The sequence below is a fragment of the Streptomyces sp. NPDC044033 genome (genome assembly GCF_056434425.1).
In genome coordinates, this window is the sequence record NZ_JBWKFF010000006.1 from 229,157 (window position 1) to 248,860 (window position 19,704).

The 19,704-nt window shown below is 70.7% G+C and carries 14 protein-coding genes and 2 pseudogenes; 3 read left to right on the forward strand and 13 right to left on the reverse strand.

Going from position 1 to position 19,704, the window contains the following annotated elements:
* Nucleotides 1-12: 12 nt before the first annotated feature.
* Nucleotides 13-2,133, reverse strand: coding sequence for a DNA gyrase/topoisomerase IV subunit B (locus AC07AB_RS14020; RefSeq protein WP_478565178.1), 2,121 nt, complete (start codon nucleotides 2,131-2,133; stop codon nucleotides 13-15).
* Nucleotides 2,134-2,567: 434 nt separating this feature from the next.
* Between AC07AB_RS14020 and AC07AB_RS14025 the strand changes: the two genes are divergently transcribed.
* A complete protein-coding gene (locus AC07AB_RS14025) occupies nucleotides 2,568-2,804 on the forward strand; it encodes a DUF7455 domain-containing protein (protein ID WP_478565181.1) in 237 nt (78 codons plus the stop codon).
* Between the two features lie 149 nt (nucleotides 2,805-2,953).
* Here the strand turns inward: AC07AB_RS14025 and AC07AB_RS14030 are convergent, their stop codons facing one another.
* The 7 genes from AC07AB_RS14030 to AC07AB_RS14060 all read right to left on the reverse strand — a co-directional run bounded on the left by AC07AB_RS14030 (nucleotide 2,954) and on the right by AC07AB_RS14060 (nucleotide 13,371).
* Nucleotides 2,954-3,760 carry a S1 family peptidase gene (locus AC07AB_RS14030; protein ID WP_478565184.1) on the reverse strand — a complete coding sequence of 269 codons (807 nt, stop codon included), beginning with the start codon at nucleotides 3,758-3,760 and terminating at the stop codon, nucleotides 2,954-2,956.
* 149 nt (nucleotides 3,761-3,909) lie between these two features.
* Entirely contained in the window at nucleotides 3,910-5,454 is a 1,545-nt protein-coding gene (locus tag AC07AB_RS14035; RefSeq protein WP_478565187.1) for an RNA polymerase sigma factor, read from the reverse strand.
* Between the two features lie 318 nt (nucleotides 5,455-5,772).
* Nucleotides 5,773-6,714, reverse strand: coding sequence for a FadR/GntR family transcriptional regulator (locus AC07AB_RS14040; RefSeq protein ID WP_478565190.1), 942 nt, complete (start codon nucleotides 6,712-6,714; stop codon nucleotides 5,773-5,775).
* A gap of 19 nt (nucleotides 6,715-6,733) precedes the next feature.
* Nucleotides 6,734-8,668, reverse strand: coding sequence for an ABC transporter ATP-binding protein (locus tag AC07AB_RS14045; RefSeq protein WP_478565193.1), 1,935 nt, complete (start codon nucleotides 8,666-8,668; stop codon nucleotides 6,734-6,736).
* 236 nt (nucleotides 8,669-8,904) lie between these two features.
* Nucleotides 8,905-9,666 carry an NUDIX hydrolase gene (locus AC07AB_RS14050; RefSeq protein WP_478565196.1) on the reverse strand — a complete coding sequence of 254 codons (762 nt, stop codon included), beginning with the start codon at nucleotides 9,664-9,666 and terminating at the stop codon, nucleotides 8,905-8,907.
* 89 nt (nucleotides 9,667-9,755) lie between these two features.
* Nucleotides 9,756-11,696, reverse strand: a complete 1,941-nt coding sequence (locus AC07AB_RS14055; protein ID WP_478565459.1) for a glycogen debranching N-terminal domain-containing protein — start codon at nucleotides 11,694-11,696, stop codon at nucleotides 9,756-9,758.
* A gap of 217 nt (nucleotides 11,697-11,913) precedes the next feature.
* A complete protein-coding gene (locus tag AC07AB_RS14060; RefSeq protein ID WP_478565199.1) occupies nucleotides 11,914-13,371 on the reverse strand; it encodes a DUF4192 domain-containing protein in 1,458 nt (485 codons plus the stop codon).
* A gap of 143 nt (nucleotides 13,372-13,514) precedes the next feature.
* Between AC07AB_RS14060 and AC07AB_RS14065 the strand changes: the two are divergent.
* A pseudogene (locus AC07AB_RS14065) lies at nucleotides 13,515-13,716 on the forward strand (RecQ family ATP-dependent DNA helicase); the annotation flags it as partial.
* Between the two features lie 153 nt (nucleotides 13,717-13,869).
* A pseudogene (locus AC07AB_RS14070) lies at nucleotides 13,870-14,055 on the forward strand (IS701 family transposase); the annotation flags it as partial.
* 128 nt (nucleotides 14,056-14,183) lie between these two features.
* Here the strand turns inward: AC07AB_RS14070 and AC07AB_RS14075 are convergent.
* The 5 genes from AC07AB_RS14075 to AC07AB_RS14095 all read right to left on the reverse strand — a co-directional run bounded on the left by AC07AB_RS14075 (nucleotide 14,184) and on the right by AC07AB_RS14095 (nucleotide 19,569).
* On the reverse strand, nucleotides 14,184-15,035 hold the full coding sequence (locus tag AC07AB_RS14075; protein ID WP_478565202.1) for a class II fructose-bisphosphate aldolase: 852 nt from the start codon (nucleotides 15,033-15,035) through the stop codon (nucleotides 14,184-14,186).
* 95 nt (nucleotides 15,036-15,130) lie between these two features.
* Complete coding sequence (locus AC07AB_RS14080; RefSeq protein WP_478565205.1) at nucleotides 15,131-16,081, reverse strand: DMT family transporter; 951 nt, start codon at nucleotides 16,079-16,081, stop codon at nucleotides 15,131-15,133.
* A complete protein-coding gene (locus AC07AB_RS14085) occupies nucleotides 16,078-17,070 on the reverse strand; it encodes a BadF/BadG/BcrA/BcrD ATPase family protein (protein ID WP_478565208.1) in 993 nt (330 codons plus the stop codon). Before AC07AB_RS14085 ends, AC07AB_RS14080 begins: the two co-directional genes overlap by 4 nt.
* A 49-nt stretch (nucleotides 17,071-17,119) precedes the next feature.
* Nucleotides 17,120-18,277 carry an SIS domain-containing protein gene (locus AC07AB_RS14090; RefSeq protein WP_478565211.1) on the reverse strand — a complete coding sequence of 386 codons (1,158 nt, stop codon included), beginning with the start codon at nucleotides 18,275-18,277 and terminating at the stop codon, nucleotides 17,120-17,122.
* A complete protein-coding gene (locus AC07AB_RS14095; protein ID WP_478565214.1) occupies nucleotides 18,274-19,569 on the reverse strand; it encodes a D-tagatose-bisphosphate aldolase, class II, non-catalytic subunit in 1,296 nt (431 codons plus the stop codon). The genes AC07AB_RS14090 and AC07AB_RS14095 overlap by 4 nt, the downstream gene beginning before the upstream one ends.
* Nucleotides 19,570-19,704: the final 135 nt, after the last annotated feature.

A 19,704-nucleotide genomic window follows, 5' to 3' on the forward strand; every position in this document is an offset into this window, starting at 1 on the left:
AGGCGTCGGCGCTCAGGCGTCGATGCGAGAGCGGTCCAGGGTGGACGCCGCGTTGGTGATGAACTCCTTCCGGGGCGCCACCTCGTTGCCCATGAGGAGGTCGAAGGCCTGTTCGGCGCCCTCCAGGTCGCTGATGTTGATCCGCCGCAGCGTCCGTCGGCGCGGGTCCATCGTGGTCTCGGCCAGCTGGTCGGCGTCCATCTCTCCGAGGCCCTTGTACCGCTGGATGCTGTCCTTGTAGCGCGTCCCCTTGCGGTCGAACTCCAGCAGGGTCTGCCGCAGTTCGCTGTCCGAGTAGGTGTAGACGTACTTCTCCTGCCCCTTCTTGGGGTTCACCAGCTCTACCCGGTGCAGGGGCGGCACCGTGGCGAAGACCCGGCCGGCCTCGACCATCGGACGCATATAGCGCTGGAACAGGGTGAGCAGCAGACACCGGATGTGCGCGCCGTCGACGTCGGCGTCGACCATCAGCAGGACCTTGCCGTAGCGCGCGGCGTCGATGTCGAAGGTACGTCCCGAGCCGGCCCCTATGACCTGGATGATCGATCCGCACTCGGCGTTCTTGAGCATGTCCGAGATGGACGACTTCTGGACATTGAGGATCTTGCCGCGGATCGGCAGCAGTGCCTGGAACTCCGAATTCCGCGCGAGCTTCGCCGTACCCAGCGCCGAGTCTCCCTCGACGATGAACAGCTCGCTGCGGTCGACGTCGTCGCTGCGGCAGTCCGCGAGCTTCGCGGGCAGGGAGGAGGACTCCAGCGCCGTCTTCCGCCGCTGGGCCTCCTTGTGCTGCCGCGCCGCGATGCGCGTACGGGCCGCGGCGACGATCTTCTCCATGACCGACCGCGCCTGCTGCTTGGCGTCCCGCTTGGTCGAGGCCAGGAACGCCTTGAGCTCCTTGGCGACCACGTTGCCGACGATCCGGGTCGCCGCCGAGGTGCCGAGCACCTCCTTGGTCTGCCCCTCGAACTGCGGCTCCGCCAGCCGTACGGTCACGACCGCCGTGAGCCCCTCCATGGCGTCGTCCTTGACGACGTCGTCCTCCGCGACCCGCAGCAGCTTGGCGGAGCGCAGCACCTCGTTGACCGTCTTGGTCAGGGAGCGCTCGAAGCCGGAGACGTGGGTGCCGCCCTTGGGGGTGGCGATGATGTTCACGAAGGACCGGACCGTGGAGTCGTAGCCGGTGCCCCAGCGCAGCGCGATGTCGACGCCGAGCTCGCGGGTGACCTCGGTGGCGGTCATGTGGCCGCGGTCGTCGAGGACCGGGACGGTCTCCTTGAAGCTGCCCTGGCCGGTGAGGCGCAGCACATCGCAGACGGCCTTGTCCTGGGCGAGGTACTCGCAGAATTCGCTGATTCCGCCGTCGTAGCGGAAGGTCTCCTCGGTCTTGCCCGCCCCGTCGAGGCCGCGCTCGTCGCGCACGACGAGGGTCAGCCCCGGTACCAGGAAGGCGGTCTGCCGGGCACGCCCGTGCAGCGTCTCCAGGGAGAGCTTGGCGTCCTTGAGGAAGATCTGCCGGTCCGCCCAGTAGCGGACCCTGGTGCCGGTACGGGCCTTGGGCACCCGCTTGCCCTTGAGGAGGCCGTTCGCCGGGTCGAAGGGCGCGTCCGGGCCGGACTCGGTGAAGATCCCGGGGACGCCGCGGCGGAAGCTGATCGAGTGGACCTTGCTGTTCCGGTCGACCTCGATGTCGAGCCGTGAGGAGAGGGCGTTGACGACGGAGGCGCCGACGCCGTGCAGGCCGCCGGAGGCGGCGTAGGACCCGCCGCCGAACTTGCCACCGGCATGCAGCTTGGTCATCACGACCTCGACGCCGGACAGGCCGGTCTTCGGCTCGATATCGACGGGGATGCCGCGGCCGTTGTCCCGGACCTCCACGGACCCGTCGTCGTGGAGGATCACCTCGATGCGGTCGCAGTGACCACCCAGGGCCTCGTCCACGGAGTTGTCGATGATCTCCCAGAGGCAGTGCATCAGGCCGCGGCTGTCGGTCGACCCGATGTACATCCCGGGGCGCTTGCGAACGGCTTCCAGGCCCTCAAGGACGAGTAGGTGCCGCGCGGTGTAGTTGGATTCGTCCCGGTCTGCCCCGGTCAGCAATGCGGTGGACGGCACGGACGTATCGGCGGTCACGCGGTTCGCTCCTCGCTGAATTTCTGTCTGACCCGAGTCCGGGTTCAGAGGTTGGCTCGGTCGCCGTTCAGAGGGTACCGACGCCTGATAGAGCCTTTGTGCCGCCACCCATGAGAACGCCCATGGTAGTCCAGGATCGCTCGTACGTTCGATCCCTCAATGGGGTGACGCCCACATCACGTTCCCTTGGAGGCATGAACCATTTAGGCTCCGGGCACGTCCTCTTCAACAAGCCGGCAACCCAGCCGGGAGGACACATACCGACAAGCGACGTGAAACCGTAAGCCAACGCACTACGGCTCATTCGCCGCCAAACCGTCTGGATCCGACCCCTCGGAAGGAAGTTTCGAGGAAAAGCCGGAAGCGGGAACGTTTTCGGCCTGGTTGGATGTTGACCCTGGTACGACAGCTCGTCGAGCTAGAGAAGAGGCGACGTGACTACTGTTCTGACCCCCGCGAGCCCGCTGACGGCCGCAGACCGCTGCGACCGCTGCGGCGCCCAGGCTTACCTGCGCGTCGTTCTCATGAGCGGCGGTGAACTGCTGTTCTGCGCTCACCACGGGCGCAAGTTCGAGCCAGAACTCAAGAAGATCGCCGCGGAAATACAGGACGAGACGGAGCGGCTGACCGCTACCCCGGCGTCCGAGTCCGCGTCCGATGAGGAACGCTGACACATCGCATCCACGACGAGCGAGGTCCGGCCAGGCCGGACAGCCGCGGGCGGCTATCCCGACCCAGGGAACGCCGCCCGCTCTCGTGTTCCGGTACGCCCGTGGGCAGGCCCGGCCCTTAGCGGGGCCGGGCCTGCCCACGGCGCGGTTCAGTCGCGCTCTGCCACCAGCTGGGCGACCGCTGAGATCCGCGTATAGACACCGGGGCTCTTCGGCTCCCCGCAGCCGCTGCCCCAGGACACGAGGCCGATCAGCCGCCCACGGGCCACCAGAGGGCCTCCGCTGTCCCCCTGGCAGGCGTCGCGCCCACCCCCCGGCTGACCCGCGCAGAGCATCGACGTAGGCCGGTACGTACCGTCAGCGCTGCCCGGGTACGCGCTCCGGCACCGCGCGTCCTCCAGGACCCGCACCTGGGCCGCGTGCAGGGTCGAGGCGTAGCGCCCCTTGCCCGTGGTGTCACCCCAGCCGTAGACCGATGCCGTGGCACCCGGTCGGTACGCGGTGTCTCCCTTCGGGGCCATTCGGATGACGTCGGAGGCCGGCACCGGCTCCGCCAGCGTGAGTACCGCCACATCTCCGGCGTTGCTCACGGAATCGTAGTCCGGGTTGACCCAGTCCCCCTTCAGCGCGATCTCGCGCCCTCCGTCGCCCCCCAGGTCCTCACGGCCGACGAGAACCCGCAGGTCCTGGACTTCCTGCCGATCCACGCCGAGCACCTCCCGGCCCAGGCAGTGCGCGGCGGTGACCACCGCCGTGGGCGAGACCATCACGCCGCCGCAGAACTGCCCCGAGCGCGCCGCACCGAAGCGGCTCCGGCTGGCCAGCGCCACCACCCAGGGGGCGTCCGCGACCTGCACCTGCTGCCCCCCGACGACTATCCGGTCCGCCAGCGCCGGGCTCGGAATCGCCACCACCAGCGCGAGGGCACCAAGCAGCGCAGAAATATGGGAACGCATACGGACCTCCTGACCGTGCGGAGTGTAGTGCGTACCCAGCGTCACTCCGTACAGCCGTCGTCGCATCCCGACACCACGGGGCCCTGTGCCACGGCGAAGCGCCCCTGACCGTAAAGCTCAGTGGTCAGGGGCGCTTCTTCGAGTCAGGCTCAGTCCAGGTAGTCGCGGAGCACCTGGGAGCGCGACGGGTGGCGCAGCTTCGACATGGTCTTCGACTCGATCTGACGGATGCGCTCGCGCGTCACCCCGTAGACCTTGCCGATCTCGTCGAGGGTCTTCGGCTGACCGTCGGTGAGGCCGAACCTCATGGACACCACACCGGCCTCGCGCTCGCTGAGCGTGTCGAGCACGGAGTGCAGCTGCTCCTGGAGGAGCGTGAAGCTGACCGCGTCGGCCGGGACGACCGCTTCGGAGTCCTCGATGAGGTCGCCGAACTCGCTGTCGCCGTCCTCGCCCAGCGGGGTGTGCAGCGAGATGGGCTCACGACCGTACTTCTGGACCTCGATGACCTTCTCGGGGGTCATGTCGAGCTCCTTGGCCAGCTCCTCCGGGGTGGGCTCGCGGCCCAGGTCCTGGAGCATCTGGCGCTGGACGCGCGCGAGCTTGTTGATGACCTCGACCATGTGCACCGGGATACGGATGGTGCGGGCCTGGTCGGCCATGGCGCGCGTGATCGCCTGGCGGATCCACCAGGTCGCGTACGTCGAGAACTTGTAGCCCTTGGTGTAGTCGAACTTCTCGACCGCGCGGATCAGACCGAGGTTCCCCTCCTGGATGAGGTCCAGGAAGAGCATGCCGCGGCCGGTGTAACGCTTGGCCAGGGAGACCACCAGACGGAGGTTGGCCTCCAGGAGGTGGTTCTTGGCGCGGCGGCCGTCCTCGGCGATGATCTCCAGCTCGCGCTTGAGCTTCGGCGCGAGCTTGTCGGAGTTGGCCAGCTTGTCCTCGGCGAACAGCCCCGCCTCGATGCGCTTGGCGAGTTCGACCTCCTGCTCGGCGTTGAGGAGCGGGACCTTGCCGATCTGCTTGAGGTAGTCCTTGACCGGGTCGGCGGTGGCGCCGGCCACGGCGACCTGCTGGGCCGGGGCGTCGTCCTCGTCGTCGTCGGAGAGGACGAAGCCCTTGTTCTCGCCGCCCTCTTCCTCTTCCTCGGGCTTGCCCGGCGCCGGCACCTCTTCGACCTCGTCGTCGAGGATCTCGTCGGCGTCCTTCTTGCCGGCGGTCTTCTTCGCGGCCGTCTTCTTCGCGGTGGCCTTCTTCGCCACCGTCTTCTTGGCCACGGCCTTCTTGGCGGCGGCCTTCTTCGCGGGCGATGCCATGGCGTCGTCGGTCTCGCCGTCCGCGACCTCGTCCGCGGACGTGGTGGCGGTGGCCTTCTTGGCCGTGACCGTCTTGGCCGCCACCGTCTTGGTGGCAGTGCGCTTCGCCGGGCTCTTCGCTGCGACGCTCTTGCGGGTGCGCTTGGGCGCCTCTGCGGCACTGACCATCAGCGTCACACCCTCCTCGTCGAGGACCTGGTTGAGGCTGCGCAGAACGTTCTTCCACTGGGTTGGCGGAATCTGGTCAGCCTCGAAGGCCCGACGCACGTCATCGCCGGCGATCTGCCCCTCAGCCTTTCCCCGCTCGATGAGCGCCAACAGAGACTCGGATTCGGCGATCTCCGTGGGGAGCGTACGGGATGTGCTGGCCGACACGAACAACCTCTCGGAACGATGGAAATGGCTTCCGGCCCCGCCCACAATGGACCGGAGCCGACGACCGACGGCAAGGATGAACCGACGGCGCGGGCGGGAGTGCGGAGCTGTACAGCGTCTCGGACGAGAGCTGTATTCCCTCCTCTGCTGCCACCTCTTTAGTCATCGCACTGCCTCAAAGAGCGTTACGCCCAATCATCGTGGCCCGAGTCACACCGCACACCAGGACGATAAGTACCAGAAGGGGAGAACCCACCCCCGCCGCCGGACCCGGGCCAGGGTCCGGCGGCGCCGGTACCGCTCATGGAGCCCGTACGGTCAGTGCTCGCGCGGCGCCGGCACCACGCGCTCGACCTCGGGGTGAACGGTGAGCAGTTGGCGCATCGCGGCCTCGGCGCCGGACGGGTCCCCCGCGCCGACCGCCTCGACGATCCGCAGGTGGTGGCCGACTCCGGCCTCGCTGGGCCGGTCGCAGCCCACGACCGGGCCGCCCGAGACGTGCAGGGCGGAGGAGACGATGCCGGAGAGGTGCTCCAGCATGCGGTTGCCCGCGACCTGAAGGAGCAGCGAGTGGAACTCGGTGTCCGCGCGGGAGAAGGTGAGCGAGTCGTTCTGGGCCAGCGCGTGGCCCATGATCTCGGCCATGTCGGCGAGGCGCTGCTGGAGGTCTTCGCGCCCGTGGCCGGCGGCGAGCCGGGCCGCGAGCGGCTCGATGGTCCAGCGCAGCTCGCACAGCTCGCGGCGCTGGTCCTCGCGCTGCGGCCCGAAGGCCCGCCACTCGATGATGTCCGGGTCGAGGAGGTTCCAGTCGCTGACGGGCCGGACCCGGGTGCCGACATTGGGCCGGGCGCTGACCAGCCCCTTGGCCTCAAGGACGCGCAACGACTCACGGACGACGGTGCGGGAGACCTCGAAGCGCTGGCCGATCTCCTCGGGGACCAGCGGGCGGTCGGCGCCCAGGTCCCCGGAGACGATCATCTGGCCGAGCTGCTGGACGAGTTGGCCGTGCAGCCCGCGGCCCCGGCTGCCGGCGGCCCTGCGGCCGCTCCGGCCCAGTTCCGCGTCGCCTCCGTCCCAGGACGGGGCGCCGCCGCGGTCGGCGCCGGGGGCGCCCGCGTAGGAGTAGCGGTCAAGCTCGCCCGGAGCTGCGAGGCCGGTGTCGGCGGGGCGAGCCGCGGTCATCATGGTGTGCGCAAGGGTACTCACGCATCCTTTGTCGGCGACGCTCCAGAAACCCTTGAGTTCTTTGGTGAAAAGCACACGAAAGGGTGATCGCGCATTACCGCATAATTGACGCCTTATCGGATGCAATCGGGCGACCCTCGGGGATGGCGGGCCGATCATGCGACGGAACCCTGGCACGCCATCGACGCGGCCGGCCCCGGAGCGCGGTCAGCGCATACCCGCAGAGCAGTACGGCGAGCGAGAGCGCGAGCGCCCAGCCCGCGGGGTGGGCCAGCAGCCGGAGGACGACGGACATCCCATGATCAACACCGGTCGGCCACTGCATCATGGCTACCGACCGGAGCCGGTCCGGCAGCCCGATGATCGACCGGGCCGATGGATTGGCCAGCACCTGACGCGCCACCGGCACCATCACCACCGGCACCGCCAGAACGGCCACCAGCCCCATCAGCACGGATCGGAAGGCGCCCGCGGCCAGCAGCCCCGCCCAGGCGCAGCCCACTACGAGCCCGGCCCAACCCGCGGCGGAGGCAGGCCAGTCGGCGGGGAGCGCTGCGGCCTCGGCCCCGTAGAGGAAGCGCAGCGCGAGGCCGTCGAGGACGAGGACGGCGAGCGCGAGCAGCAGCGCGATGGCGGCGCTGACCGCGAGCTTGGCGCCCAGCAGACCGAGGCGGCGCGGGAGCGCGCCCTGGTCCGGGGAGAGCGCGGGGTAGCGGAACTCCTGGCCGAAGGCGAGGGCGCCGAGAACCCCGGCCCCCGCCGCGGCCGGGGGCAGCGGGAAGACGGCCGGCCAGCCGGTGAACAGGGGGAGCGACGAGGACTGCCCGTTACGGGCGATCAGCACGGAGGCGAGGAGCGAGGCAGTCAGGGAGGTCACCGCGATGGCCCAGCCGGGGCGCGCCCCGACGGCCCGGCGGAGCTCGTAGCGGAACGGCTGCGCCGGCCCCGGCGGCGGCAGCCGACCGAACGCATGCGACGCCGGGGCGGGCGGCACGGCGGACGCCTCAGGCCGCTCGGCATCGGGGACCGCACCGACCGGAGCCGGAATCTCCCCGGCCGCGGCCTCCTCCCTTTCCGCATCCGCCACGGACGCCGCCGACAGCTGCTCACCCCCGCCCGCACTGCGGCCGTCGGCCCGCTGGAGGGGGGCCACCGGGGCGGTGTCACCGCTCTCCTCGGCGAGTCGGTGCACCACGATGCCATTCCGGTACGCGGCCTCCCCCACAGCCGCGCACGTACTGCCGTATACGGAGATGCGACTTCCGCCCTCGCGCACGACCTCGACGGGCCGGTCCGCGTCGCGCGACTCATCCGCGAGGAGTGCGGCGAGCCGCTCCGCGAGCGGCGACCGGACGGCGACCCGGGGCCTCAGCCGGGTACGGGCGAAGTCCGCGACCTCCTGATCGGCCAGCAGGCATCCGGCCTCGACGGTGACCACCCGGTCGGCGATCCGAGCGGCTTCCTTCGGCTCGCGCGAGGTGACCAGCACGACACCGCCCTGACCCGCGTACCCCCGCAACAAACCATGCAGCCAGGCGGTTTCGCGCGGCGAGAGCCCCTGCGCGGGCTCGTCGAGCAGCAAGGTGTGCGGGTCGCCGAGGAGCGCCGTAGCAAGGCCGAGGCGGCGCTCCATGCCGAGCGAGAAGTCACCGATCCGCTGATCAGCGAGGCCGCTGAGGCCGACGACTTCGAGGACGTCGTCGGCGCGGTCGGCAGGCACCCCGACGGCCGCGCTCAGCATCCGCAGATGCCCCCGGGCCGTCCGGCCGGGGTGGCCGGGGACGTCACCGAGGAGCACACCGATCTCCCGGGCGGGGTGCGGGATCCTGTGCAGCGGGCGCCCCCTGAAGAGGGCTACGCCACGGCCCGGGTCGAGCCGGAGCAGCAGACGCAGCGCGCTGGTCTTACCGGCCCCGGACACCCCGAGCAGCACGGTGACGCGCCCGGGGTGCGCCTCGAAGGTGAGGTCGTCGACGGCGGGTGGCTGATTGCGGCGGGGGACACTGGTCAGCCCGATGGCCTGGATCATGGCTTCTCTCGCGGGGCGTGAGACCGCTTGGCGGCACATGCGGAAGGGCGGGGGGACATACCCCAGCACGGTAACCCGTTATGTCCCATTTGCCGCGTAGCGAGCGCCTCCCGGCGCTGGCCGTGTCCGATCCCCGCCCCGCCGCTCGCCCCGCCCCCTCACCCAGGGAGCCGCACCCAACCTCCCTCACCGCATCGGGGGCTCCGCCCCACACTCCGAACCGGGCGCCCCGCCGGTCAGGCGTCAGGCCGCAGCATCGGGGGGTTCAGCAGCGTCGCACCTCCCGCCCTGAACAACTGCGCCGGCCGGCCGCCCTGACGCGTCGTCGTCCCGCCCGTGGGCACCAGGAAGCCCGGCGTGCCGGTCACCTTGCGATGGAAGTTGCGGGGGTCCAGCGCTACGCCCCACACCGCCTCATAGACCCGGCGCAGCTCTCCCACCGTGAACTCCTGCGGGCAGAAGGCAGTCGCCAGCGACGAGTACTCGATCTTGGACCGGGCCCGCTCCACACCGTCCGCCAGGATGCGGGCGTGGTCGAACGCGAGCGGGGCCGCCTGTTCCCCGTCCCGACCGAAGCCGCTCTCCTGATCGAGCAGATCGTCCACCGGCGCCCAACGCACGCTGCGCGCATCTCCCCCGGCCCGGGGCGCGGGCAGGTCCGGGGCGAGCGCCAGGTGGGCGACGCTCACCACCCGCATCCGCGGGTCGCGCCTGGGGTCGCCGTAGGTCCCCAGTTGTTCGAGGTGCGCGGCGTTGGCGGGCACTGTGCCCGCGGTGTCCTGCGCGAGCAGCCCGGTCTCCTCGGCCAGCTCTCTCGCGGCGGCGGCTTCCAGATCCTCGTCGACTCGCACGAAGCCGCCCGGCAGGGCCCATCGTCCTTGGTAGGGCGGCTCGCCACGGCGGACGGCCAGGGAGCACAGCGCGTGGCGGCGCACGGTGAGTACGACCAGGTCGACAGTTACGGCGAAGGGCGGGAAGGCCGACGGGTCGTAGGGCATGACGCGATCATAGTCGTCTGCTTGACGATAAACAGGCCCTTGAGCGTCGTCCGCTGGAGACTGATCGGGCTGTGCGACGCGCATACCGTTCAGACCCCCAACTGCAGACCGTCGGCGGCTTCCTCGACCATGCCCAGGCCCAGCCTGCTGATGCGTACGGCGAAGGGCTGCTCGGCCACGCGCAACCCGGTGAACTGCAACGCGCCGAGCGGAGCGGTGTGCATCGGACGAACCGACACGGTCCCCGCCGGCACGTCCGGGAGCACCCCGGCAGGCGTCGTGAGCAGCCGCACAGCGGCCGCCGCCGCGACCGCGGCAGGGCGGCACGCGGCCGGGTGCGGCAGTGGGGCACTCCCCGAGGTGCGCTGTTCGCCCGCGTACATCTCGGGAAGACGGTGATCAAAGGTGACAGCGGCGTTGAGGACTCCGCGCAGCAACGAGCCCGCCTCCTTCTCGTAGCCGGCGGCAGCCAGCCCGGCGACGGCCACGGCCGTCTCATGGACGCGCACGGCACCACTCCGGTGGCCGAACGGGTTGTATCCGGGCTCCCTGGCGGCGAGGGAGCGCAGCCCCCACCCGGAGTCGAGGGCCGGGCCGCCGAGGAGCCGGGCCACTTGCTCTGTCTGGACCTTGTCGAGCAGCCCCACGGCGTAGGCGCCCCCGCCCAGCAGGCCCGTGTCGAGGAGGTGGGAGGCCGCCGCCCCCAGCTGCGTCATCAGGCCGCCGTTGGGCATACGAGCCGCTGCCGGACGCCCCCCGATCCGGTCCTCGATCCAGAACTCCTCCCGGAACCGGCGACGCAGATCCGCCGCCCACTCCCGCCAGCCCGATGCTCCAGGACGGCCGTACGCGTCCAGGAGGTCCGCGCCGAGCAACGCCGCCCGGTGCGCGTGTGCCTGCGCCTCGCAGCGGTACGGACCGCCGGGCGACGGGTCCGCGAGGTAGCCACGGTCCCCCACCGCGGTGCGCAACCACAGCAGGCAGCGTTCGGCGACCGACAGCAGTGGTTCGACGTCCTTGTCGGACAGGCCCCACCGACGGGCCTCCGCCAGGACCGTGGGGAACAGCAAGGTGGCCTCGACGCCCGTACAACCGGGCGGCAGATGCGCCCCGGTGTGTCGCAGCGCACCGGGGATGCGGCCCCCCTCCGCCCCCGACCCTCCCAGCTGCGTACGGGCCAGGGTGCGCAGTGTCCCGGCCGCGAGGCGCACTCCCAGCGGCAGCGTCATACGGGCCGCCCAGAGCGCTTCGGCGGGGGCCAGGCCGCAACGCCAGGGGACGCCCCCTGTCGCGTAGGCGTCACCTGGGCGGCGGGGGTCGCGCAAGAGCAGCGCTCCGAGATCGTCCAGGGCGATACGGAGCAGGGTTTCGACGCGTGTGTCGTCACCCGTTGCCTGCGCCGGCCCCCAAGGCGGAGTGGTGCCGCGTCCGCGTGGGGCGGCCCCGGCCGCGGGCCCCCGCGGCGGCCCGATCCGCGGCCGGTCGGACCACTCCAGCCGCACCTGGAGGTGGATGCTCCGCGAGCCGCCGGGCGGCAGCTCCAGTTCCCAGCAGAGCAGCCCCGCCGAGGCCAGCGCGTCCTTGGGCGCGGGGTCGGCCGTGACGACCGCGTGCAGACCCGGCATGGACCAGCGCATGCCGCTGTCGTGGACGCAGGCGGGGAGTTCGGGCCGGATGAGCCCGGCCGCGGCCGCGCCGAGCTCTGCGAGGTCGGTGCCGAGGGAGACCTCGATCGGCAGCCTGATGGGGCGAACAGCGGTGCTGTGCAAGGTGATGCGTTCGGTGCCGTCGGCGTGGCGCAGCCGTTCCACGGTGACGGACGGGTCCGGTCCGAGATCGGCCGTCGTACGCACCGTGCCCACGAATCGGGCTCGGTCCGAACCGAGGAGCCGCGCCTGCACGGGTAGTGGCTCCGCCCCCGCGACACGCAGTCGGCACCGGGCCAGGGCCCTCCGGCCCGAACGGTAGAAACCGTCGAGTCCCTGACCGGAGAGCTGACCGTGTTCGGCGGAGATGGCCAGGGACGGCATGGCCACGCAGATCAGCGCCGTGTGTACGGGCTGTGGTTCCGTGCGACTCGTACCGGGCCGAGCCGGTGCGGTTGGGCGACGGGCCGGCTGACCGATGGGGACCATGCCTTGCACTGAGTGCGCTCCCTGGGGGACGTGTCGGACCTGATGAGGATCGCGGCCACTGATATGAACGGCGCGGTCGTCGCGCAGGACACGGTGACGGACCAGTGGGGTGTTACTGGGGGCTGCGCGTACCGGGCTGTCCGTCCCGCCGGCCGTCCTTGCTCCGTACTCGCGGCTTGCCTGCGGCCCCGGCGGTCTTCCCGGGGCCGGGTCCGGCGGGCCCGGTCGTACCGCCGGACCCAGCCGTGCGGGCGGCTCCGGCCGCTCGGCCGGAGGCAGTCGCGCGGGCGGGCCCGGTCGTACGAGCAGCAGGCGTACGGGGGCCGGTCGCGGGGCCGGTCCTCGGTCGCGGCCGACGGCGCCGTCCGATCGCGGAGGCTCCGTCAGCGGTGGCCGCACGCTCCAGTTCGGCGTGAACCGCCGTGTGCACCGCGCGGTCGGCGCGCTCCCGCCGCAGGCAGTCTCGCAGCGTCTCCGGGTCCAGTCCGTCGTTGCACGCCTGGAAGAGGAGGTGCGCGAAGAGGTAATCAGGATCGAGATGCAGGGCGCGGCTGAACGCCACCCTCGCCTCCGGCCCTTCCCCCACCGACCACGCGACCCAGCCCGCGAGCGCGAGCGGCGCCGCGCCGTACTCGGTGTAGGAGCCCACGCAGCGGCGGGCGAGTGCTCGCCAGACCCGCAGCGCGGCCTGGCCGTCCGGTCCTTCCATCCATTCCGCCGCCTGGTCCCGCGTGGTCCGGTCCTGTAGCCCGACGATGACCGTGGCGGCTTCGTCGTGGCTGATGAGGGTGTCGTCGTGCGCGTCGGACTTTGCGGGATGCGCGAGGGGCGGCGTGTCCCGGAAGCGGCCCAGGACCAGGCGCAGGATATCCAGCGTCTCCTCCCGCACCGCCTCACAGCCTCCCGCGTCCAGGATCCGCGGTACGAGCCGGCCCCCCGCGGCGTCCAGCGCTCGTTCCTGCTCGGGTACGGATTTCCCGGTCATCGGTGCGAGTCGCGCCTCCATCTCCTTCAGCGATCCGCGCACCCGCATGCCCACGTAGGTGGCGGTGGCGGCCATCGCCGAGGTGCCGGGCAGGGCCATCGGCACTCCTTCCGCCGGACAGCACCGGCTGTCCGGGCAGCAGTAGGACCAGAAACGGCCGTCGGAGATGCACAGCGCCTCGTACACGGGCACTTCGAACCCGCCGCACGCGACGCGCAGACGCTGGGCGAGCGGACGCAGCCGCTCCATCACGGCCTGGCCGGATTCCCCGGGCTCGGGGTCCTGGCAGAAGAACAGGACGATGCCGTCGGGCCGGTTTCCGCGCTTTTCGCAGTTGGTCACGAGGGTTTCGGCGAGTTGATCACACACGTCCGGCCACTCCTCGCGGGTACGGGGAATGCCGAGCCTGAGCCGGCCGCCGAGGCGGCCGCGCTCGCCGTGCAGCGCGGCCATCACCACGCTGTCATCCGGGTGAAAGCCGACAAGGTAGGGCAGGGCGTCAGCGAGTTCGGCGGCGCTGCGGAGCGTGATCTGCTGCTCGGTCGGCGCGGCGGGACGGCGAGTTGATTCGTTGTGCTTCGTCATGGCCAGACAGTCCCGCACATTTGTCAAGCCTCGCCAGCCCTGTGGATAAGTCGCATATTGTCTTACTTGCTACGTGGATAAAGTTATCCACAGGTCTCCCGACTCGTTCGCGCATTGTCGGTGGCCTCGTGTTGCGTGGGGGCATGAGCAACGAAGACCTCCGCACCGCGGCTGGCACCGTCCTGTCCCGTCTCGTCGGGGACACGGCAGGTGAGGCGAAGTTGCGCGAAGACCAGTGGCGCGATCGAAGCGCTGGTCGCGGACCACCGCCGGGCGCTGGTCGTGCAGCGCACCAGCTGGGGCAAGTCCGCGGTGTACTGCGTCGCGACCGCCCTGCTGCGCGCTGCCTGTCGCGTCACGACAGGTTCACGCCCCGGTGGGCTCCGGTGCCACATGCGGGCGGTGTCGGAAGTAGCGGGCGCGGCGTTCGGCGGTGGGCAGTTGTGCGGGGACGACGCCCCAATCGCCGACCTGGTGCGGTGGGCGAAGATGCGCTAGCACGACTACCGCGAGCTCAAGCACGGCCTGGGCCTGGACCACTTCGAAGGCCGCACCTGGCGCGGCTGGCACCACCACATCACCCTCGTCACCGCCGCCCAGGCATCCTCACCCTGCGGCGGCTCCGCCCCGAAAGCCCAGACGCCGGCCTGCCCCTCTACCAGGTCCTCGACGTCCTTCAGGACCGGCTCAGGTGCTGGACCGGCATCTGCACCACCTGCGGCCGTCCCCTGCCGGCCAGCAGAACCAAAACCTAACGAAGCACTACTACTGGGCGATCAGGTGCGGGGAAAGCTTCGGCCCCGCTCAGCCACTCAGCCACTCACCACGCCGAGCAGGACCCGGACCGTCTCCGCCATCGTCTCCCGGCCTCGGGCGATGTAGGGGCGGGGGTCGGTCAGGTCGGGGCGCTCCGCCAGCGTCTCGCGGACCGCGCCGGTGAACGCGACGTTGAGAGCGGTACCGATGTTGATCTTCACGATGCCCGCCTGAACGGCTTGTCGCAGATCGTCGTCGCCGACACCCGACGAACCGTGCAGCACCAGAGGTACGGGCACGGCCTCCCGCAGGCGTTCGATGAGCGCGTGGTCCAGGGTCGCGGAGCGTTCGGTCATCGCGTGGCTGCTGCCGACGGCGACGGCCAGGGCGTCCACGCCGGTGTCCGCGACATAGCGCGCCGCCTCCTGCGGGTCGGTGCGCACCCCGGCCGCGTGGGCACTCGCGGGAGCGTCGGGCTTGCCGCCCACATAGCCGAGTTCGGCCTCCAGCCACAGGCCCGCGCCGTGGGCCCACTGGGCCGCGGCGCGGGTGGCGGCGAGGTTCTCGGCGTACGGGTGCGCCCCGGCGTCGAACATCGCGGAGGAGAACCCCGCGTCGGCCGCCGTGCGCAGCAGCCGCATGTCCGTCACATGGTCCATGTGCAGTGCGACGTCGACGTCACAGACCTTGCCGACCTCGGCCGCGGCCCGCGCGATCGGCTCGACCCGGCCGCCGTGGAACCGTACGGCGTTCTCGCTGATCTGCAGGATCACCCCCGGGGCGCCCGCGGCGGCCGCGCCGGCGGTGATCGCCTCGGCGTGCTCCAGCGTGATCACGTTGAACGCCGCGACGGCCCGGCCTGCGGCGGCGGCCTTCGATACGAGTTCGCGCGTGGGAACCAGGGGCATAAAGGTGTCCCCTCGCTTTCATGTCGGTTCGGTGAGTACGGGCCGGTGTCGGCCCATACCGCTACGTGGTTCGGCCGGTACGGGTATGTGAGCGATCAGGACTTCTGCGGGACCGGACGCACGTCCGCGCCGTCGTCCGCCGCGTCCGGGGCCACGGAGTTCTCGCCGCTCTTCTCGTCGCTGTAGACCATCAGGGTCGAGCCCGCGAGGGCCAGCACGATACCGAGGGCGCCCCACACGTTCGGGAGCGTCCGGTAGACCGCCAGGGACAGCACGATGGTCAGCACCGGGGCCAGCGCGTTGGTGATGGGGGCGACGACCGTGGCCTTGCCCCGGCTGAACGCCATGACCAGGAACAACGCGCCGACCGCGTTGAGGACCTGCGTCACCGCGGTGAGTGCCGGCGCCTGCCACGGAGCGTCGGACGGGAAATCGCCCATCATCACGAACGCCACCGGAACCAGCAGCAGTCCGCTGATGGTCATCCAGCCGAAGGTCGTCGCGTCGTTGACCCCGACCACCGCGGCCTTGCGCATGCAGAACGCCTGCACGCCCCAGGCAACACAGATCAGGATGGCCATCAGCAGCCATGGGCCGTGCGAGTTCGAGTCGTCCTTGCCGCTGGGAATGCTGAGCAGCACGATCGCCGCCAGCGCCGCGACGACACCCACTAGGGCGAGCCGGTTGATCCGCTCCCGCAGCAGCGCCATCGCCATGAGGACGGTGATCACCGGGGAGAGCGACACCAGGGGGAAGATCAGGTACGCCGGGCCGTTGGCGAGCGCGTGGAACAGCAGGAGTTGGCCGCCGGCGCCGGTCAGTCCCGCGATCAGTCCGTACACGGCGGCGATCGGCCGGCGGTCGAACGTGTTGCCGCGCATCGCGAAGTACGCCGGTATGAGCATCGTCAAAGCCCAGATGATGTAGATCATCTCGTTGGGGTAGCCGTACCTGCTGTTCGGCTCGCTGGAGAAGGCGCCCCACACACCCCAGAACAGGACCAGCAGCGACGCGTACAGGATCCAGCTCTTCTTGCCTCTGTTCATCGGTCTTCCCCTCCTGAGGCAGAGATCCCGGAGGCCATGCGCAGCGCGTCGAGCGCGGGCTGGTCGAGCGGGGTTCCGGCGATTTTCGCCGCGTACAGGGCGGCACCTACGACGGGCTCGTACAACGGGTGTCGCAGTTCGTAGTGGGTGAAACGACTCTTCAGTCCGGTGGCGAACGCCTCCAGAACCGCGTCCGCGCCGAAGGTGCCGCCCGAGTAGGAGACCGGTACGGTCTCGTCCGGGCCGAACTCCAGCCGCTCGCGGGTGACTTCGACGAGCAGGGCGAGTTCCCGGCCGGCCTCGGCGAGGATCGACGAGGCGGCCTCGTCGCCCAGACCGGCCGCCTCGGCCACCGAGCGGCTGAGCGCGGCGATCCGGCCGCGGTCGCCCTGCCACTGGTTGTGGACGACGTCGATCACGTCGAGGTCGGACGCGAGATCCAGGTGGCGTCGGAACACCTCGGCCAGGGGGCCCTCGGGGAGCCGTCCATCGCCCATCCGCGAGAAGGCGTTGAGGCCGCGGACCGCGATCCAGTGCGCCGATCCCTCATCGCCGAACATCTCGCTCCAGCCACCGACGCGCACGCCCCGGCCCAGCCGCTCGCCGTAGGTCATGGAGCCGGTGCCGCTGATGACGTTGATGCCGTCGACCGCGCCCAGTGAACCGGCCCAGCCGCAGACCATGTCGTTGTCGCAGGCGTAGCGGTCGTGTCCGAGCACGGCTCGCGGGGTCGCGTTCAGGACGGGCAGATCGCGGGCCGCCTCCCCGTAACCGGGCAAGCCGAAAAAGGCGTACTCGATGTCGGCGGGGGTCAGCTCGGCCGCCGCACAGACAGCGTCGACGCCTTCCCCCAGCACACGCTCGACGAGCTCGATGCCGTGGGAGAAGTAGTACGAACTTGCCGCCTGCGCTCGCGCCACGACTTGTCCGCCCCGGTCGACCAGGCAGAATGCGGTTTTCGTACCGCCACCGTCGACACCTAGGAACATCGTTGTACCTCCGTCCGGCGCCCTGGATCCGCGCCGTTGATGCCTTTGATCAGTTGTGCAAGGAGTGCAGGGTCACGCCCTGCACGACGCGGTTGACCTCACCCGAGGGGAACGGGTTATCGGCCCGCAGGCCCCGGGCCTGGGAGGCGCGCAGGGCGATGAGCTGGGCGTACACCACAGCGGACAGCGCCAGGGCGACGTCCTCGACGCCATCGAGGCCCGGCAGCGGCCAGGCGTCGTTGCCGTCCGCTTCCGTGTCGGGGCCCGCGGAGACGGTGACGACGCTGCCGGCGGGAAGATTTCCGCGCAGCTCCGCGGAGATGTCCTGGTCGTACTTGCGGGTGTAGGGGTCGTTCGACATGTACACCACGACAGCCGAACGGTCGTTGAGCACCGCCTTGGGACCGTGCCGGAATCCCAGCGAGGTCTCCGAGACGGCCATGAGCCTCCCACCGGTGAGTTCGAGCACCTTCAGCGCCGACTCCTCGGCGAGGCCCTTCAGCGGGCCGCTGCCCAGGAAGACGATGCGCTCGGGCGCGCGGGCCACGAGGGCGCCGACGGTGCGGTCCACGGCGTCGCTCTCGCAGATCGACTCGACCGCCTCGGCCAGGCGTTCGGCGACCCCGTCGTAGGCGCTGCCGCCGAGAGCGAGCAGTGCCGCGAGCGTCATGCACGTGAAGCTCGACGTCATGGCGAAACCGCGGTCGTTGGACGCGGCCGGCATCAGCAGCACGTGGGACTTCGGCAGCTCCGCGTGCTCGCGGGCCAGGCGGCCCTGCTCGTTGCAGGTGATCACGAGGTGGTGCACCTCGGAGAGGACCTGGTCGGCCAGGGCGGTGGCGGCCACAGACTCCGGACTGTCACCCGAGCGCGCGAAGGAGACCAGCAGCGTGGGAACGTCCTCGGCGAGGCAGCCGCGGGGGTCGGCGACGAGGTCCGTGGTGGGGACCGCGTCGACGCGGCGTCCCAGGCGCCGGGCCAGGGCGGGCTGGAGCACCTGGCCGGCGAACGCGGAGGTGCCGGCACCGGTGAGTACGACGCGCAGGTCACCGCGGGCGACGAGCGGACGCAAGAAGGCGTCCAGCGACTCCCGGGAGGCCGCGACGATCCGGTCGACCTCCCGCCACAGGGCGGACTGCTGGACGATCTCGCGGACGGTGTGGGCGGCGCCGTCGTCCAGGGACAGGGCGCCGGAGGGCGTGGTCACACGTGCTCCATCAGGTGGGGGTGGGAGGCGCGGTCGTAGTCGCGCAGAACGTCGCGGACGTGGTCCACGGCCAGGTCGCGCGGCCGGGCGGCGAGCCCGCCGTGGCGGACGCGGGCGTACTGGAGTGGGAGGTGGGCGCTGAGCAGCGGCAGGGGGATGTCCACGGCCGAGAGGTTGTCCATCAGCCGGGCCTGGGCCTTTTCGATCTCAGGGTCGGGCCAGTAGTAACGCATCCGGTCGCTGTAGCTGTAGCGGCGGGCGAGGCGCCGCTCGGCAGCGCTGCCCGGGTAGTAGCCCTCCCACTTGGCGGGCTCGGCGAGCATCCGCTCCTCGACGACCTCGGGAAGGCGTGACCGCTCGGCGGCCGGGACCAGCTCGTCCTCGATCGCGGCGAGGGCGAACAGCGCCTCGCGCAGGGCGAAGGTCAGCCCGGGGCCCACCTTGAGGACCGCCCAGTGGTCCTCGACCAGCGCGGTGAGCGCCTCGGCGGTCTGGTAGTCGGTCGAGTGGGCCTCGTAGACCATGGTGGGCTCGTCGTCGAGGACCTTGCGCAGCTCCTCGGTCAGCTCGCGCCGGTAGTCGACGACCTGCACATGGTCGAACTCGACGGCCGGCTGGACCACGAGGGCCATGACGCGCGGCCAGACCTCGTCGATGCCGTGCTGGGCGAACGCCTTGCGGTGCTGCTCCAGAGTGGTGCGCGCCGCCTCGGGCGTGGTCGGGGCGAGCGCGTCGAGCGTCTCGTGCGCGCCGCCGGGTGTGGGCACCTCGGTACCGATCACGTACCGGATGCGCTCGGCCCGCTCGGGGCCGGCCGTCTCCTCGGCCACCCGGATCAGCCGCGCGGCGCGTTCGGCGACCACGTCGTCGGTCAGCGGTACGGGGTCACCGGCGCAGGCGAAGCTGCAGTCCAGGTGGATCTTGGTGAAGTCCGCCGCCACGTAGGCGGCGACCAGGGCGTCGGCCCGCTCCATCGCCTCGTCGGGCGTCAGGGACTGCCACCGGTTCGGTCCGAGGTGGTCGCCGCCGAGAATCACGCGGTCCAGTGGCAGACCACTTTCGGCGGCGATGCCGTACACGAGGTCGCGGAAGTCCGCGGGCCGCATGCCCGTGTAACCGCCGTACTGGTCGACCTGGTTCGAGGTCGCCTCCACCAGTACATGACCGCCGGTCTCCCGTGCTTGCACCACGGCTGCCTCGATGACCAGCGGATGAGCCGAACACACCGAGGTGATGCCCTGCGGCTGTCCGGCCTTCTGACGCCGGACCACCTCTGTCAATGGGCTCTGCATTGCCAACCCCTTACGCAACGTGTTTCTCAAGCCAATGCGCCGTCATGGCCTGCGGCTCATTTCGGACAGTACTGGTCTTATTTAGGGTCGTCAATAGTCTTATTCTGGTATGCATCTGGTATTGCATAGCCGAAC

Coding starts and splice junctions, on each gene's coding strand:
- AC07AB_RS14080 (WP_478565205.1), bottom strand. CDS start 16,081: ATGAACAGAGGCAAGAAGAGCTGGATCCTGTACGCGTCGCTGCTGGTC.
- AC07AB_RS14030 (WP_478565184.1), bottom strand. CDS start 3,760: ATGCGTTCCCATATTTCTGCGCTGCTTGGTGCCCTCGCGCTGGTGGTG.
- AC07AB_RS14075 (WP_478565202.1), bottom strand. CDS start 15,035: ATGCCCCTGGTTCCCACGCGCGAACTCGTATCGAAGGCCGCCGCCGCA.
- AC07AB_RS14045 (WP_478565193.1), bottom strand. CDS start 8,668: ATGATCCAGGCCATCGGGCTGACCAGTGTCCCCCGCCGCAATCAGCCA.
- AC07AB_RS14050 (WP_478565196.1), bottom strand. CDS start 9,666: ATGCCCTACGACCCGTCGGCCTTCCCGCCCTTCGCCGTAACTGTCGAC.
- AC07AB_RS14085 (WP_478565208.1), bottom strand. CDS start 17,070: ATGTTCCTAGGTGTCGACGGTGGCGGTACGAAAACCGCATTCTGCCTG.
- AC07AB_RS14060 (WP_478565199.1), bottom strand. CDS start 13,371: ATGACGAAGCACAACGAATCAACTCGCCGTCCCGCCGCGCCGACCGAG.
- AC07AB_RS14095 (WP_478565214.1), bottom strand. CDS start 19,569: ATGCAGAGCCCATTGACAGAGGTGGTCCGGCGTCAGAAGGCCGGACAG.
- AC07AB_RS14055 (WP_478565459.1), bottom strand. CDS start 11,696: ATGCCGTCCCTGGCCATCTCCGCCGAACACGGTCAGCTCTCCGGTCAG.